Source organism: Streptomyces sp. NRRL F-5126 (assembly GCF_000721265.1).
Lineage (GTDB): Bacteria > Actinomycetota > Actinomycetes > Streptomycetales > Streptomycetaceae > Streptomyces.
Genome location: NZ_JOFZ01000019.1, coordinates 1 through 16836, shown reverse-complemented (window position 1 = coordinate 16836; position 16836 = coordinate 1). Strand labels below are relative to the sequence as shown.

Below are 16836 nucleotides of genomic sequence, written 5' to 3'. Positions count from 1 at the left end.
CTGGGCCCCCTGCTCCGCTCACTGGACTTTGAAGAAGCGTTCGAAAGCGTCCTGGCCCGCCGAGGGGTGACCCTCACTGCTCCCTGAGTCGGTACGAGACTGCGGGCCCTGTCGGTGGGGCCGGGGTCTCACGGCGGTGGGGGAGTGGTCAGAGGTTGTCCCAGTAGCTCTCCCGCTCGGAGTTCGGTCCGTACCGCTCGATGGACCAGCAGGTGCAGTTCCCGCCCTCGTACAGTTCGTTGTCACACTCCTCGTGGTGCTCCCGCACCCGCCGCTTCGCCGGTGCTGCTGGCGTCTGTGCGGGTTGCGGGGCGGGCGGCTCCGGGGGCGGCCTCGACGGCCGGCACCACGCCCGCCCACTGCATCCCCAGTGCGGCGAGGGCGGCGCGCTGCTGGGCGGTGAGCTTGTCCCGCCTCGATTTGGTGTTCGAGAGCCATACCCCCAGCTTCACCGGTACCGGCTCCGGCTCGCCGTCGACCGCGACCTCCACGACCGCGCCGCGCGGGACCGGCCGCTGTCCCTCCTTCTCCGCCCACTGCGCCAGGGCTGCCAGGCCCCGCTGGAACGCCGCCTCGGCCTTGCTCCCTGCCTTCTTCGGCCCCTTGAGGGCGGCGGGCAGAGCCGGACGGAGCCCCGCCGGGGCGGCGGCCGGCACGGGGAAGGCGGCGCCCTGCACGCCCAACGCGGTCAGCCGCTCCCGCTGCTCGGGTAGGAGCTGCGCCCAGGTGCCCGGCTCCTGCTGCCGCCACCGCCACGTGCCGATGTCATCGCCGTCGAAGGTGACGCCGGGTGCGATGTGGGGCAGGCCGCCGTCGGCGTCGACCAGGTCGGCGAGGACGCGGTAGTGCCGCTGCCAGTTGAGCGGCCAGGGGCAGTTCCAGTCCGGGTCGATCGCGGCCAGCTGCTTCGCGCGCTCCTTCGCGCGCTTCGGGTCCTTACCCAGACCGCCCTTCCGGCGCAGGTTGGCCATGTACTGCCCGATGGGCACCATCGCCTCGCCCTCGCCCCACACGGCGTCCTGGCGCGGAGCGAGGTGCCCGGTGACCCGGTGGTAGGACCGCAGCGCGGCGAGCTTGTTCTCCCACGCCTCCTCGCCCGGCTCCCAGACCATCCCGGCCTCCGGCGCGTCCAGCAGCGTCCTGCGCCGTTCCTCCAGCTCCCCGGCCCGCAGCGCCTTGCGCTGCTGGTGCACCCATCGGCCGAGCGGAAAGTCCTTGGTGACGCCGACCTCGACCTCGACGTCATACGAAACGGGATAGAGGCCGGTGATCTCGTTCTCCTTCCGCCACCGCAGCAGGGCCTGGTAGCCCTCCAGCCACACCAGGGACTCCGGCCGGTAGACCCGGGTGCGCAGGAAAGCGGCGATCGTGGCGGCGTCGCGCGGGCTGGAGAAGTGCAGCAGGGCGGCCTCAGCGGCGGCCTGCGTGTCGTCGCCCTCCTGGTCCTCGCCGTCGCCCTCGCCGCCGGCCCCGACGATCTGCCCGTCCTCGTCACGCCGGACGTGGACCTTGCGCTTTCCGCTCGTGAGCGCGCGGGAGGCGAGCTCCTCGACGAGTCGTTCATCATGCGAGCGCAGGCCCTGGAGGACCGCTACAAGGGGGCGGAACGAGGCGCTGGCGACCATGTCGGTCGGATCCTCGTTCGGCTCCAGGAACACCGGCACGATGATCCTGGCCACCTTCGTGGAGCCGTCCTTGTTGAGCCGGAGCGCCCGGCCGATGTTCTGCACGATCTCCACTTGCGAGCCGCGGGTGTCCGCGAAGCAGATCGAGTCGACTCCCCGCTCGCCGGTGATGTCCACGCCCTCCCCGAGCACGCGAACGCTGGCGAGGAAGGCGCGGTGCACCCGGCGTCCGGCCGCATCGATGCCGCCTGCGAACTGGCGGATCTTCTCGCGCCGTTCGGCGACGGTGTGGTCGCCGCACAGCCACGCCGACCACACCCGCTCCGGCGGTACGTGGCGGCCTGCCTCGAGTTCGTAGAACTCCGCGTCGATGGACGACTTCGCCAGCTTGTCGGCGGCAGCCAGGTCGTCGTCGGTGGCGTCGTTGACGTACAGCTCGGCTGCCGTCTCCGGCAGCTTCTCCGCGAACGCCGCAGCCTCCTCCACCTTCTGGTGGAACGTCATGACCGAACGCAGGTTGTGCGCGGCGGCGTGCTCCAGGATCGCGGTCTGCAACAGCGCCAGGCGCCGGCCACGCCGCGCCTCCTCCGACTCCCCCACAACGGGGGAGGGGTCGCGTGTCGCCGTTCGCTTGTTCTGATCGGTGTCTGGTGTGTTGAGCTGGGGGGATCAGTTGGCTGGTTGGGGCTGACGGTGTGTTGTGTGCTGGCGTGGTGGCTGGTGTTGCTTGCAGGTCTGGGCTGAGTGGGGCTTTGAGCTGCGGGTTTCGAGGTCTGGGGTGGTCTCGTTTGTGTTGATCAGTTCGGGTGGTTGGCTGGTCGGTTTCACTGGGTGGCTGTTGTAGCGGTGCAGGGGTGTGGGGCCGTGGATGCCGAGGGTGGTCATCAGGTGTTGTTGGTGGGGGTGGAGCTGGTCCCAGGTGCGTTGCTGGGTGCGGATCCATTTGGTGGTCTGGCCGGGGAAGGGCTGTCCGGTGTTGTGGTGGGCGTGGGCTCGGTGCCAGCTGTGGTTCCAGGTGGCTCGCCAGGGTGGGTTCCACCACGGGTCGAGGGCGGCGAGTTGCTCATCATGGAGCCACGGGTTCCCGGTTCGTTTCAGGTGGTCGTGGGCGGCTCGGCGTTGTTTGTACAGCCACCATCCGAGGGGGAAGCCTTCGTGTTCGGTGCGATAGCTGGCCGAGGTGAGGTTGCCGTGAAGGTCGGCCCAGGCCTGTGCGTAGGGGAGGCCGGCCGCGAGGGACGAGGGTGGGTTCTTCAGACGGGGGCGCGCCGGGTGGGACGGTTGGGCAGGTTTCGGGGGTGGGGCCAGGGCGTGGGCGCGTTCGGCGGGGAGGCCGATGCCGGCCAGCAGTTGGCGTTGCCCGGGTTGGAGGCTGTCGTAGCTGGCGCATTGGGTGAACAGCCATTTCGAGGTGACTGTGGGTAGGGCGTCGAGGTCGGCCGTGGTGCCCAGGGCCTTGCCGGTGGTGTGGTCGCGCGCGGTGCACAGGGACTGTTGCCAGCGTGTGTTCCAGGACGGGTTCCACCACGGGTCGAGAGCGGCGAGGGCGTGTGCGCGGTCTTCCGGGAGCCGTCCGCGGGCGGCGCGTTTGCGCTGGTGGGCGAGCCATTTGCCCAGCGGGTAGCCGTCGTGGCAGGTGTCTCCAGCGACTGTGAGGTGGCCGTGCTGGTCAGCCCATGCCGTTGCGTGGACGAGGCCGGCGGCGAAGGTCGCGGCCTGGGCGATACGGCGGGGCCGAGCGGTTCGGGCGCCTTCGGAGGTGAGGCCGAGGGCGGCGAGGAGCTCCTGCTGGTGTGGGTGGAGTTCGGGATAGTGGGTGCACTGGTCGTACAGCCACTGCCCGGTCCAGTCTGGTGTCCCGGGGAAGCCTTTGGGCGGAGCGAGGTCTTGTCCGGGAGTGAGTTGTGCGCGGGCGGCCTGGTAGCGGCGTTGCCACTTCATGCCCCAGGGCGGGTTCCAGTACGGGTCGATGCGGGCGAGGTGTTCCTCGTGTGGCCAGGGGGTGTCGAAGAGGTCGCGGTGGAGGTTGGCCTGGCGGCGTTGCCTGGCGAGCCAGCGGCCGAGGGGGAAGCCATCGTGGCGGCAGGTGCGGGGGAGGTCGAGGGTTCCGTGTTCGGCTGCCCAGGCCCGGGCATAGTGCAGCCCAGTCTCCATAGAGGGATGCCGGGTGGCCGGGTCGGGCACGGCGCTGCCCGCCACAGGTTCGGTGATGCCGATCAGGGCCAGGAGTTCTTGCTGGCCAGGCTGGAGCGCGTCGTAGCCGATGCACTGGGCGTACAGCCACTGCCCGGTGCGGTCGTCGACGTTACGGAATCCGGTTCCGGGATCAAGGAATGCGCCGGCAGTGACAGCGGCGTGGGCGATGTGGTGTTCACGCTGCCAGTCGGTGGGCCATGGCGGGTTCCACCAGGGGTCGATGTCGCTCAGCGTCTGCTTCAGTGCTGGGTCGAGCCGGCCGCGCCGGGCGCGTACCCGCTGACTGTGCAGCCACTTGCCGACCGGGAAGCTGTCCTGGCAGGCAGAGGTGGGGGCGCACAGGTGGCCGTGCCGGGCGACGTAGGCGCGGGCGTGGTCCAGCGCGGTGTGCTGGACCGCTTTGATGTTCTTACGCCGGGGCTTGGCCTCACATGCCCGCTCAGGCGTGATGCCGATCTGAGTCAGCAACTTCTGTTGCTGGGGGTGGAGGCTGCTGTAGACCTGGCACTGCCGGTACAGCCAGGTGCCGAGATTCTCGCTGGTGCCCGGGAAGCCCTGCTCGGGTCTGATGTCGGTGCCTGAGTCCAGCAGCCGTCGTGCGCGCAGGTAGATGCGCTGCCACAGCGTGCTCCACGCAGGATTCCACCACGGGTCAAGAGCGGCCAGGGCCTGGCTGCGCCCGGGGGAGAGCTGAGGGCCTGCTGCGCGCTGGTTGGACAGCCACAGGCCGAGTTGGAACCCGTCCTCTTCGTACCGGTAAGGAATGCAGAGGTGGCCGTGTTCGGTGGCGTAGGTGCGGGCGTGGCGCAGGCCGCGCGCGAACCCCTTGGCGGTCTCGGCCACGTCTGGGGCCGGCGCCCCCGCCGACTCCGTTTTTCCGGGCGCTTCGTCGATGGGCCGGGTTTCGGCCAGGAGCCGGGTGATCGGTGCGGGCCGGTGGGGTGGGGAGACGTGCCACATGCTGCGTGTCTTCGGCTTGTGCCCGGCTCTGGTGCGTACGCAGGCGCGTACCCAGGCGTTCAGCGGGCCTGTCGTCAGGGCGCTGAGGCGACCGGCGACCCATGGCCGCTCAAGATGCCGAGCCAGTTCGTCCACGAGGCCGGGGACATCGGCGAGCGCGTGCGGCTGATGCCGTCCCGCGTCATCGAGTAGCCGCTGCTGCAGGCTCGGGTCGGCGAGGGCCGCGGACAGCGTGACGGCTTCGGGATAGGTCACCGCATCCCGCGCCGCGGCACGCCAAACGAGGTCGTTGCCGGGGGCCATCAGCCGCAGCCGATCGGGCCAGAGGATCTCTTCCGGCCAGGGCTCGTCCCACCACGAAGCCATGATTGCCTGCGCCACGGTGAACGCTTCGCCGGCGTGCGTAGAGCGCCGCAGCAGCCGTACGTGACGGCGCTGGGCCGCCCCGATCTGCGGCACATACCGCAGGTCCAGCTGCCCGGGGACGGCCGCTGCCCCGTCGACGACGGGTGCTTCCAGCATCCAGCACTGGTGCTTGACGCATACCCGGCCGTGCGGCAGCAGGTAGCGGCGTGCTTCTTCCTGGCCTCGTGTGGCGGTCGCGGTGCAGGCCCGGCATCCGGGGCCGGTCGGCGGGATCGTGGCTGCGGTGCGGACCCAGGCGGCCGGCCCGCTGCCGAGCCTGCTCGAAGGGACGTCCCTGCCCCAGGCCGGCAGGGCACGGTGCAGGTGTTCTTCGGGCATGCGGCAGAAAGCGGCGACCACCGCCCGGGCCTCGGCGTTGAAGACCACTTCTCCGTCGGGCCGCACCGTGAACAGATTGGGCCGCCGTCCCACGTCCACGAGCGCGCCAATGAGTTCTTTGGCCGTGAGTTTGTACCGGGAGGCGACTCTGCTCATGAACGACAGCGTCGTCTCGCCGTTCAGCGGAGCGACACGCACCGCGCCCGAAGGCGGTCTGTGCAGGGGTAGTTCGTTCTGCTCGCGCTGTGGTGGCTGCGAATGATCCCTGACGGCAGGTTCCATCAAAGGGCTGGTGGTCTTCACCGCTGGTCCGCCTCGTCAGGATTCAGTGCCGTTGTTGCGGGGGCGCGGGAGGCGTTTTCGGGACGGGCGGGCTTGCTGCTCCGCGCGGATGTCGAGCTGGATGCCGGCCAGGAGCCGTTTGGTGATCTTTTCGCTGCCGTCGAGGAGGGCGGTGAGAGCGGCTTCACGGATGAGGTGGGAGAGGCTTCCCATGACTCCGCCGGTGCGCTGGTGGAGGTAGTCGGCGTGCCGGGCCAGAGTGCCCCCAGTGTGGTGGCGCAGGTGCAGGGCGTTTTCCATGGCGGTGACCAGGTCCAGCCAGGTCGCGCGCTGTTCGGCGGTGCCGCGGGACAGGGCGGTGTTGCGGACCAGGGTGAAGCGGCCTGCCAACTGTGCGCCGCGGGGCCCGTTGAGGAGGGGGGAGGCCTCGACGTCGACGCCTGCGTAGACGAACGTCGCCGGGATCCTCTCGCCGAGGTGCTTCATTTGGTCGGAGGTCTCCGCGCCGGCGCGGGTGCGGGTGTCGAGCAGGTGGACGTCGTCGACGAGGACCAGTGCGGTGCCCAGCTGGCACAGCAGGTGGCAGACGGCGTCGGTGATCTGCGCCTGGTTCATCCGGACCGCGATGGGGATGCCGAGGAACCGGGCGAACTCCGATACCAGCATCTTGGGAGTGGAGGCGGGCGGCACCGCCAGGAACACCACGGGCAGCCGGTCGGTGCGGCCGGGGTGGCGGCGCTGCTCGGCGAGCTCGAAGGTGCGGCCCATCTCCAGCAGGGTGGTGGTCTTGCCGGTGGTGGGCGGCCCGGACACGATCAGCCCGCGGCGCGCGGTGCCCTGCTGGCGGCGGTTGAGGAGCATCAGCCGCCGTACCGACAGCGAGATGCGCTGCATCGCCGGGGTGGTCAGGACGACGAACCGTGAGTGGTAGTCCAGGCGTTCCTCCAGCGACCAGTCCTCGTCCCCGGTGGGCGGGGGCTGCAGTGGGGGAGTGCCGACGAACTGCTGCCAGCCCTCCCGTGTGGTCGGCGGCGCATACGCCGCGATCTGCTGCTCCTCGTCCGGGACGGGACCGGCCTCGGGGACTGCTACCACTGGGTTGCCTCCTGGCGGGCGTCGTAGATCCGCGACGGGCGGGGGACTGCGGCCCGCCCGGATGGCTGTTCGTCTCCGGCGGGGGCGCCGCTGGCATCGTCTGATGTGCCGAGCGGGTCTTCGTCCTCGTCCCAGCCGTCCTCGAACTCTTCGTCGTCGGGCTCATCCAGGCTTACTGGGGTGAAGGCGCCGACCAGGCCGTAGGAGAGGGTCGGGGCGGTGAGGGGGTCGGGCGGCTCCTGCTGGTTTGGGGCGGGCCCGGCGAGGGAGGCTGCGGCGCTGGCACGTGTCGCGACGGTCCGCTCGCGGCGGGTGCCTTCCCCGTTACCGGCCCGCCGCAGGAGGCGGTCCAGGGCCTGGGCGAGCTGTTGCTCGTGCTCGTCGCGGTCGCCGTGGCGCTCGACGGTCGCGCGGATGTGCCGCCAGGTGAAGTCGGTGAAGGGCAGGCTTACCCGCTCCTTGTGGATCCAGGGCACCTCCTCCCAGCCGCCAGGCAGCCGCACCCAGATCTGCTGGGGGTCATAAGGGTTGTGGTGCACCTCTCACATCCCGTCCGGGGCCGTCGACTGGAACCCGCGGTGCGGGTTGAGGACCTCGTGGTCGTAGGTGCGGTAGTCGAAGCGGATGCCGTAATCGTTGATGCCCACCCGCTTGACCGGCATGAGCTCGACATAGTCGTCTTCGCTGAGCAGCACCGGCACATAGCCGGTCACGCCGACCAGCGCGGCCCACATCTCGTTCGGCGACACCGCGAGCTTCGGGGCCAGAGGATGACGCAGGGACGCGTGCCGACGGTGCTGCCAGTCCGCGACCAGCCACTCGTCCAGCAGATCCTGCACCTGCGGCAGCGTCCAGCACGCCTCGTCCTCGACGTGAGAGCCGCGCTGAGTGACGTCGGAGCCGGTGTAACCGGCCACGTACTGGGAGAACCGGTCGCCGATGGTGCGGAACATCCGCTCGACATTTCCCTTGGCCGGACCGTTGGCCGGAGGCGCCGGCTGCACCGACACCCCCAGACTGTCGCACGCCGCGGTGAACGAGGCGGAGACGAACACCCGGCCCTGGTCGACGACCACCGTCTCCGGCATGATCACCGGACGAGCCGCCGCACCCTCCAGCCGCGCGTCCAGAGACACCAGCCGCTCGTAGGGGATGACCGACCGCGACATCGCCAGCGCCTCTTCCCACCCAGGGCGCATCCGCATGGGCGTCACCATCTGCGCCAGCAGAACCGCCGCGTCCACCGACCCTGTGCCCATCGGCCGCAGCACGGTCGCACAGATACTGCGCGTCGCCACGTCCAGCGCGATCGTCAACTCGGCCTTACCCACCACCCCGTCGGCCAGAACCACCATCACGTCCAAAGGCGTGCTGTCCAGCATCACCAGCCCACCGGGCCGCAACGCCACCGTCGGGGTGAACGGCGGAGCCGGCCGTGAGGAATGACGGCGCCGCTGCGCCGCCGTCCCCAGCAGTCCCTGGCGGTCGGCGAGGGCGTGCACCAGCCGGTTGAACGTCGAGGCAGGCGGTACCTTCACCACCCCCACGCCGTGGGTGTCCTCCAGGATCCAGCCGACGGTGCGCCGCAGCCGGCTCAGCGTCCCGGTCGACCGCTCCCGCTGCGCCTGTAGTGCTTGCTCGATCGCGGCGATCACCCGCTCGTCGGCGCGTCCCACAGGTGAGCGGCGGCGGGCGGCCCGGCCGTCCACCAGCCCCCACAGGCCGTACTCCCGGTAGCGAGCCCGCATCCGCCGCACCGTCACCGCACTGGCCGTCTGCCCGGCCGCCGTCAGCTCGGCGGCCTTGGCCTCCTCCCGCTCCGCCATGGTGCGCATGGCCGGATCGAACTCGGCCCGCGGCACCTGGTCCTGACCCGGAACGGGGCACCCGGTCTCCACCTCACGCACATGCCGCTCCCAGGCGTACGCCTGCTCGCGCACGTGCTCCGGCAGTTCCTCCAGGAGCCCGAACGGCGGCACGCTGCGCCGCGGGGCGCCCACCACTTCGAAGTCGGGGTCGGCGAAGAGGTAGTTCACCAGGACCGTGGCGACGGAGTTGTCCGCGTCGATCAGCTTTACGGACAGGCCTTCCAGCATGACGACCGTCCAGGTCCGCTTCGCGAAGCGCACCTGAGCTCCGGGCTCCAGTACCGTGCCGCTCATCCCTGCCCCCGCCCTCGGGCAACCGCCGTCACGGTCACCCGCTCGTGCAGGGGCACGCCGAGCGGAGCCGACAAGTTGCCGTGCCACAGTGCGTGGAAGACCACCGGGAAGAACTGGATCGGGTCGCCAAGTTCATACACCCCCTCGATCAGGGGCCGCGGCAGCCGGAATGCCTCGGCCGCGCGCCTGGCCAGTTTTCCGCCCTTGTAGTGGGGGTGCCGGTACCCGGCCAGCCAGCGCAGATTGGCCGCCAGAACCGGATCCGGAGGCCGCAGGACCCGATACCGCCAGCCCACCGCTGCGGCTGCGGCCTCCATCACCGTCGCCCGACGGGCCAGGCGCGGCGAGATGTCCCCTCGCCCGGCGCAGTCCGCCAGCAGATCCCTGCCGTCCGCGAGCCGGGCCATCAGATGCGGTGCGTGCCGCACCCAGCCTCCGTCTCGCCCACGCCAGGTGAGTTCCACCGGGCGGCACACAATGGCCACCACGCGAGGGTCATGGTCCAGCAGCATCACCTGGGTCCGCATCACCCCGGACGCATAGTGCACCAGCCGCCCGTCGGTCGCCGACCACCACCATCCCGGCGCCATCCGCTTGCCATGCCGCACCGGGAAACGGCGCACCGGGCCGCACTCCTCCCAGCAGACACCACGTGCGGCCTCCGCCCACGGCATCCGCCGCTCGGTCCCCGCCTGGTCGATGAACCGAGCTATCAGCCCGTCGCCGATCCCGACCGGTAACTCCACGGCCTCCTCAGCATCGTCCGGCATCCCGTCCGACGTCCCGGCAGAGCGACCGGGCGCGCGAACCGGCTCACGGACCGCCGCGAGCGGCAGCGGGTCGCATCCTCCGCCCGCCGGACCAGATGCCCGAGGACCGGCCTCCGCAGCGCTGTGCGCTCCCGCGATCTGCCGTGGTGGCGGGGGTAAACCGGGGCCGCCGGATGCCGGCAGGTGGTGCCTGTCGATCATGCGCTCCAGTCAAGCGTGCCCGGCTCGCGCGTACGACCTGAGTGGGCCAATTTCCGCCACCCGGGCGGTCCTGGTTCGCCCAGTGTTGTTGATGACGGCCCGCATCCTACGGCGGTGTCAGTGCAGACCCTTGCCCCACGCACGCCGTTCGCCGCTGGCGGCCGGGTGCGGGCGGTGGCCACCCGGGTGGTGCGTGCGGTGGCTCGTCGACTGTGACCTCACGTCCCGCGTTACAGCTTCGTCGAGCCCCTGCTTCCGTTAGCCGGTCCCGTCCCCTGGGCCAGGCGCTGCATCACGTCAGAGGGCCGGGTCAAGGTCGCAGCGAGTGCAGCGAAGAAGCTTGCGAACTCGTCCATGGCGGCTTCCCTACTGCGCCGCCAGTCTTCAAGGGCGTGGCAGAAGTCCCGCTGAACGAGCGGTGAGATGCCGTGCAAGTGGTGCGCGGAGAGCTCGGCGACGACCTGCTCCCACAGGGCCCATTCCCCCTCGACGGCCGTCGTCGACGGTGTGACACCGGTACGTTCAGACATCCTGCGTCGTAGAGCTTGCAGGGGGCTGTCCCTGACCTGTAGCTGCTCGCGTGCTGCCGCTTGCAGACTGTCGAGCTCAGCCTCCAGTTCGCGGAGCCGCTGGGACAGCGCCGGTGGTTGCGGTGCTGCCAGGTCGGTGACCGGAAGCGGAACCACCTGGAGCGAACGGATTACTCGCGGGTGGATGGCGAGCGACAGCGAGCCGATGGCTTCGTGGGTGTTGAGGTAGCGGAGGGCATCGAGCCCAAGAGCCTGTAGTTCGTCCAGACTGATCTGCGAAGCCGGCTCGTTGTTCGCCTCCCGGTAGCCGTCGTTGATGCGCCCGGCGCTGATACCGAGGGAGACTCGGTACAGGTAGAACGAGGACGTGGCATCGTCCTGATCGCGCATCCGGCGCAGCATGTTCTCTACGGCGGCCTCGTATGTGCCGACGTGGAGAGCCTTGGCGCGCTCGATGTGGGTTCCGTAACGGTGTCCGAGGCGCAGCTCAGCTTCCCGGACCCGTGCAGCGAACCTGCTGGTGTAGTCGGGCGACGGCCAGTCGGGCGATGTACTGGAGTGATACCAGGCGAACCGGGCGACCGCAGAGTTGTCGAGGGCGGGATCATGTCGGTCACGGATCCCGGCAACGGCGCGCCCGTAATGGATCGAGGTACCGCAGTGGCTGCACGCAATCCGGGCGTCGAGTGACTCGCGCTCGATGTAACCGGCGGCGGAGAGATCGGACAGTTCACCGCAATCGCATTTCATCCGGAACCCGTAGTCGAACCGGGCCTCGCGCTCCTGCAGATCGCTTGACTCCGCGGGCTGCTGGTCGTTCGTCATCCGGGTGGCTCTCCGCAGGGGGTCGAAGTCGATGTTCAGAACGGTCGTGCCCGGGTGGGTCTGGGGCAAGGGTTGGCTGCCCCACCGCACAGCACGGCCGGGCCTCCGATGTGCACCTGCCTGAGGGGTAGCAAAAAAGCAGTCATATCAGGAAAGTGTTCCGCCTAACATCGGTGCATGACCGGGGAAGAGATCGCGCAGGAGTGCCCGATGCCAGGTGCTCATCGGCGGCTGATGGACGGCCATGCGCAGTGGCACAGGTTGCACGAGGACTACTTTGATCCGCACGGGTTCAGGATCATGCTGAACGCGCTGGTCCCGAACCTGCGGAACGTCACATGGCTGCTGCAGAAGCAGAAGAAGGAGCTCGCGGGCTTCGACCAGTGGTATCCCCGGTTCCAACAGCAGTCCGGCAACAGCGAGATCATGCGGTGGGTCGTCAAGTCCCGGAACCGCATCACCAAGGAAGCCGATCTGGAGCTGCACAGCGAGCTGCAGATCGTCTGGCAGCAGAACTGGCTGCAGCGCGTTCTGGGCGCCTCGGCGAAGTTCCCGCCCCGGATGTCAGTCCAGGAAATCCTCGACGATGTCGTCCGCCGGTACCGGCCGCCGGGCGGCACTGTGACCGTGCGACGACGCTGGGTGGACGCGGCGCTGCCTGAGTGGGAGCTGCTGGACGCGACGGGGGAGGCGTACGCACAGCTTGCCGCGCTGCTCGCCGAGGGACACCGTGCAGCCGGTGTACAGGTGTGCGACCTTTCGGCACGTGAGGAGGAATGCGTGACGGCATACCTCAGTTCGTCGGGAACCAGGCCGCACTGCATGCTGGTTGCCAAGGATGACCTGGAAGCCCACTTCGACGTACTCAGGGGCGTCCAGATCGAGTCATACAACCTGACCATCGAGCGCGACGAGGACGGCACCAGGCTGGCGATCGAACGCTACGGCCAGCAACCCGAGCCGCATCCCGGGGATCCGATCGCTTCGGTGCCCTGGCACATGGCCAACGCCCGACGGCTGATGGAGAAGGACGGTTTCCACACGATGTTCGTCTTCCTCTACAGGGGAGAAACGATGGTGCAATTCGGCCATCTCGACTTCGACAGCCAGGGCACGAAGATTCTCTCCTTCGAGAAGCTCGCGAACCAGGTGAACGCGCTGAAGGCTGACGGCGTCGTCGTGACCTCGGAATCATGGTTCGCCAAACCCACGCGCACGGAGCAGGAACTCGGCACCGTACTCATCCCGCCGCGTGACCGCTTGGACCGGCTGGAAGCGCTCACCGTTTACGCCGCGACGCGTGACGGCCGCCGGGCAGGACAGATGTCCCTGGTTACTCGCGGCCCTGCCCGGCAGACGACCTGTTCTGATCCACAAGACGCCGAGTACGCGGTTGAGCACACCCTCGCCCCCGTTCTGAGAATGTGGGAGGAGACTGCACAGCCGACCGGCTGACACGCTATTCGGCGTGCTCTCTCGCCATGGCCCGACGACGGCACTTGGCCAGCGTGTGGCGGCGGTGCCCCTGTGGAAGGAGACAACCGGTCCAGCAGTTCGGGCTCCATAAGGCGATGATTGACCTGCACGACGGCGGTCTCATCCGGATGGCCCACCCGGCGAACGGAGAGCGGCCAGACCTGACGGAGGCCATCGAGGCCGGCCACGCTGCCCTGGCAGACGGGCCCTGCAGGGCCCGTCTGCAGGCCCGCCCCAGCGCTGAGGGAAGAGCGGCAGCGCTACGACGGGCATGAGGGCCCAGCGGCTACCTCCGTCAGGCCCATTCCATGCCCACCTTCCGCAGCGCGCCCAGTTGCTCTGCCGTGAGTTTGTCTCGCCTCGCGCGGGTGTTGGAGACCCATACGCCGAGCTTCACCGGCACCGGCTCCTCCTGGCCGTCGACCTCGATCTCGACGACCGCGCCGCGGGGTACGGGCCGGCCTGCGCCTTCCTGGTCCACCCACTGTGCGAGAGCTGCCAGGCCCCGCTGGAACGCCTGCTGAGCCTTGCCCGATCCCTTCCTCGACCGCGTAGCCACCGGGGCGTGGGAGCGGCCTTCAGTAGGTTGTACGCCCAGCGCGGTCAGCCGCTGCTGCTGCTCCTCGGTGAGCTGCTTCCAGGTGCCCGGCTGGGTTTGTCGCTGGAGCCATCGTCCGATGTCGTCGCCGTCGAAGGTGACGCCGGGATCGATGTGGGGCAGGTGTCCGTCGGCGTCGACGAGGTCGGCGAGCACCTTGTAGTGGCGTTGCCAGTCCAGTGGCCAGGGGCAGTTCCAGTCCAGGTCGATCGCCGCCAGCTGCTGTGCGCGTTGCGCCGCTCGCCCGGGGTCCTTGCCGAGACCGCCCCTGCGGCGGAGGTTGGCGAGGAGCTGTCCGATGGCCAGCTGCTCGCCGTCCCCCTCGCCTTCGCCCCAGACAGCGTCCTGCCGGGGTGCCAGGTGCCCGGTGGCCCGCCGGTAGGACCGCAGCGCGGCGAGCTTCTTCTCCCATGCTTCGTCGCCCGGCTCCCACACCATCCCGGCCTCGTCGAGCAGCGTCTTGCGGTGGGGGTCGAGTTCGCCTGCGCGCAGCGCCTTGCGCTGTTGATGCACCCATCGCCCCAGCGGAAACGCCTTCGTCGTCCCGACTTCGGTCTCGACGTCATAGGGGACGGCGTGAAGGCCGGTGACCTTGTTCTCGGTGCGCCACCGGACGAGGGCTTGGTAGCCCTCGAGCCAGACGAGGGACTGAGGGCGGATGACGCGGCAGCGGGTTAGGGCGGCGATGTCGGCGGCGTCGCGGGGGGAGGCGAAGTTGACCACGATGGAGGTGACCCGGTCGACCTCCTGCTGCGCCTCGCCAGCCTCCGCGGGCATGTTCTTGTTCTCCGGGCTGGCCGCGGTGGCGGGGGAGGGGCGGACGTGGATACGCCGTCGTTCGGTGCCGCGGGTCAGGGCGCGGGAGGCGAGCTGGTCGACCATGTGTTCCGAGTGTGAGCGCAGGGCTTGGAGGATGTCGACCAGGGGCTGGTAGCTGGCCGAGGCGATCATGTCTTTCGGGTCCTCCCCGGGCTGGAGGAAGACGGGGATGATGATCCGCGCGGTCTTGGCCCGGCCGTCGGGGTTGGGGCGCAGGGCGCGGCCGATGTTCTGGACGACGTCGACCTGGGAGCTGCGCGAGCCGACGATGCACACGGCCTCGACTCCGCGCAGTCCGGTGATGTCGACCCCGACCCCGAGAGCGCGTACTGAGGAGAGGAACGCCCGGTGCACCCGCCGATTCTGGGCGTCGATGCCGTTGGCGAACCGATGGATCACCGCACGCCGGTGCGCGATGGGATGGTCCCCGCACAGCCAGTCCGCCCACACCCGGCCCGGGGGCACGTGACGGCCCTCCTCCAGCTCGTACAGCTCAGCGTCGATCGACGATGCGGGCAGCGCCTCCGCACCGGCCAGCGCCGCCGCGGAGGCCTCAGCGGCATACAACTCGGCGGCCGTCGACGGCATCTGCCCGGCGAACGCTGCGGCTTCCTCGACCCGCTGGTGGAACACCATGGTGGTGTGCAGATTCTGCTGCGCCGCGTGCTCCAGCAGCGCCGCCTGGAGCAGGGCCATGCGCCGGCCACGCAGGGCGTCCTCGGACAGGCCCAGGACCGGGTCCGGGTCGCGGATCTCGAGCACGTCGATCTCGAACCCCGCAAGGATCGAGCGTTCCACCGCCTCTGCCAGACCGAGATCAAAAATCCGGGTGCCGTAGGTGCTGGAGTCGCCCTCCATCGACGCGATCACCAGCTCCCGGCCGTCCCGGCCCCGTTGCGGCCGGGGCGCGGCGAGGATCCGCGGGGTCGCGGTCAGGTAGAGCCGGAAGTCGACAGGGATCCGGCTGTTGTCATGGATCGCCGCCCACGGCCGCCCCATGTCCCCGGCGGTCATGTGCCCCTCGTCCAGAATGGCCAGGTCAAACGGAGCCATCCGCTGCCCGTACAGCCGCTCCCCGCCCGCCAGAGCCGATTCCAACGGCCCCGGGACAGTCCCACGCCCAGAGACATCGGCGGGGTCCTCACGGTCCACGAGAGAGGCGTACGTAGCGAACACGACCACCAGCCCGGACCCCGCCCACAGGGCGAGCTGGATGGGGTTGGTGGTGGTGCGTACTCCGAGCTGCTCCAGGACCTCGTCCCTGTCCACCGAGCAGACCGCGACCATCGGCGCCCGGTGCCCGACCCGCCGCCAGGACTGGGCACTCTGCACGACCAGGTCCAGCGTGGGCACCATGACGAGGATCCGCCCCTCCGGGAAGTACTCCAGAGCGCACGCAGCGGTGGTGATCGTCTTACCGGACCCGGTCGCGGACACCCCCATGGCACGGGCCCCCTCCGGAGACACAAAGGATCTTGCAGGAAATCCGACCCAGTTACGAAAGCGCAATTTCTGGTCGACCTGGTGTTCCTTGAGCGGAATCAAAAGCATTTCCAAGCCCTCCCTGATTCCCATTTCTGTGATCCTTCGATGGCCGCGTGCGGAATGCAGACCGCACCCGAGCAGTTCCAGATCGACGCCCCCGCCCTGTGCCAGCCGGGCTTTCCGTCCTTGAAGGGCGCCTGGTCGTCCAGGTCGTAGTGCCCGACACCGAGCGCGCAGAGGATGCAGTCCTCGTCGCTGTTCACCCTCCGCGCGCCGCTCACAGACCGCCAGCCTCGCCCAGCACCCGGCGCCGCGCCATGGTGTGCGAATGGGCACGCAGCAGCACGGACTCCCGGACGAACCCCTCCAGCCGCACCAGGCACGCCCGTTCACGCTGCCTCACGTCCGCGAAATGTACGGCCAGCTCAGCCGCCGAGCCGGGGCCATCCCCGGCCCGCGATGCCCCCGCGCCTCGCTCACCGCCATCACGCCTTCGTCCCAGCCGTCCGCGAACACAGCGCACCCCAAGAAGCCGGCACCATGCCGTCCAGCTCCACCACCTCGCACTGCGCCCCGGCGACCGCCCCGGCCTCCAGGTCGTCCGCTCGCTCGCGGGTACGCCCTGCGCCTCCAGGAGCGCGAACAGCCTCAACTCGGAAACTTAGGATATTCCCGAGCGACTGGCGGGGTGTCCCATATTTCTGCCAATGATACATGCTGCGTCTCTCTGAGGCAGCAACACACTAGAACCCGCCACGAACGAGCACCCCCCGCTCCTCGTAGCCAGCCAGGCTCGCGTCAGCGGGCCCTGGGTCCTGGAGGCGCAGCCGGAAGGGCCCTTGAGACGGGGGAGCGCAGCGGACCCGCCGACCCAGGGCGGAGCGAAGCGGAGCCCAGGGCCAACGTGGCGAAAGCCACGCAGCTCCGGAAGCGCAGCGGACGGAGCGTCATCAAGCCCGCACAGCGGGCTTGATGAGCGGGACGCACAGCGTCCCGCCAGCGCTCCCGCGGAGCGGGAGCGCAACACCCGCGCGGAGCGCGGGTTTTCGCTTGCACATCGCGCAGCGA

Annotated in this window: 9 protein-coding genes and 1 pseudogene; 1 reads left to right on the top strand and 9 read right to left on the bottom strand. The window is 69.5% G+C overall.

Going from position 1 to position 16836, the window contains the following annotated elements:
• Positions 1 to 353: 353 nt before the first annotated feature.
• The 7 genes and pseudogenes from IH48_RS37250 to IH48_RS34615 all read right to left on the bottom strand — a co-directional run.
• A pseudogene (locus IH48_RS37250) lies at positions 354 to 2243 on the bottom strand (Helicase associated domain protein); the annotation flags it as partial.
• 51 nt (positions 2244 to 2294) lie between these two features.
• The gene (locus IH48_RS0131825) at positions 2295 to 5828 is read right to left on the bottom strand and encodes a helicase associated domain-containing protein (RefSeq protein WP_158710389.1); all 3534 of its coding nucleotides are present in this window, start codon (positions 5826 to 5828) and stop codon (positions 2295 to 2297) included.
• 15 nt (positions 5829 to 5843) lie between these two features.
• Complete coding sequence (locus tag IH48_RS0131820; protein ID WP_234434463.1) at positions 5844 to 6902, bottom strand: TniB family NTP-binding protein; 1059 nt, start codon at positions 6900 to 6902, stop codon at positions 5844 to 5846.
• On the bottom strand, positions 6896 to 7441 hold the full coding sequence (locus IH48_RS37245) for a hypothetical protein (RefSeq protein ID WP_234434462.1): 546 nt from the start codon (positions 7439 to 7441) through the stop codon (positions 6896 to 6898). The genes IH48_RS0131820 and IH48_RS37245 overlap by 7 nt, the downstream gene beginning before the upstream one ends.
• 3 nt (positions 7442 to 7444) lie before the next feature.
• On the bottom strand, positions 7445 to 9064 hold the full coding sequence (locus IH48_RS33800) for a transposase (protein ID WP_234434461.1): 1620 nt from the start codon (positions 9062 to 9064) through the stop codon (positions 7445 to 7447).
• The gene (locus IH48_RS0131810) at positions 9061 to 9810 is read right to left on the bottom strand and encodes a TnsA-like heteromeric transposase endonuclease subunit (RefSeq protein ID WP_234434460.1); all 750 of its coding nucleotides are present in this window, start codon (positions 9808 to 9810) and stop codon (positions 9061 to 9063) included. Before IH48_RS0131810 ends, IH48_RS33800 begins: the two co-directional genes overlap by 4 nt.
• A gap of 455 nt (positions 9811 to 10265) precedes the next feature.
• Positions 10266 to 11390, bottom strand: coding sequence for a hypothetical protein (locus IH48_RS34615; RefSeq protein WP_158710388.1), 1125 nt, complete (start codon positions 11388 to 11390; stop codon positions 10266 to 10268).
• 177 nt (positions 11391 to 11567) lie between these two features.
• Between IH48_RS34615 and IH48_RS0131800 the strand changes: the two genes are divergently transcribed.
• Positions 11568 to 12845, top strand: a complete 1278-nt coding sequence (locus IH48_RS0131800) for a hypothetical protein (RefSeq protein WP_234434459.1) — start codon at positions 11568 to 11570, stop codon at positions 12843 to 12845.
• A 316-nt stretch (positions 12846 to 13161) separates the two neighbouring features.
• On the opposite strand, the gene IH48_RS0131795 is transcribed toward IH48_RS0131800, so the two are convergent.
• Both IH48_RS0131795 and IH48_RS37420 read right to left on the bottom strand, forming a co-directional pair.
• Entirely contained in the window at positions 13162 to 15834 is a 2673-nt protein-coding gene (locus tag IH48_RS0131795; RefSeq protein ID WP_030912644.1) for a DEAD/DEAH box helicase, read from the bottom strand.
• Positions 15835 to 16045: 211 nt separating this feature from the next.
• The gene (locus IH48_RS37420; protein ID WP_267885335.1) at positions 16046 to 16171 is read right to left on the bottom strand and encodes a hypothetical protein; all 126 of its coding nucleotides are present in this window, start codon (positions 16169 to 16171) and stop codon (positions 16046 to 16048) included.
• Positions 16172 to 16836 lie beyond the last annotated feature (665 nt).

What these genes read in the sequence shown, in the direction of transcription:
- IH48_RS33800 (WP_234434461.1), bottom strand. Translation starts at nt 9,064, where the DNA reads ATGAGCGGCACGGTACTGGAGCCCGGAGCTCAGGTGCGCTTCGCGAAG.
- IH48_RS34615 (WP_158710388.1), bottom strand. Translation starts at nt 11,390, where the DNA reads ATGACGAACGACCAGCAGCCCGCGGAGTCAAGCGATCTGCAGGAGCGC.
- IH48_RS0131800 (WP_234434459.1), top strand. Translation starts at nt 11,568, where the DNA reads ATGACCGGGGAAGAGATCGCGCAGGAGTGCCCGATGCCAGGTGCTCAT.
- IH48_RS0131795 (WP_030912644.1), bottom strand. Translation starts at nt 15,834, where the DNA reads ATGCTTTTGATTCCGCTCAAGGAACACCAGGTCGACCAGAAATTGCGC.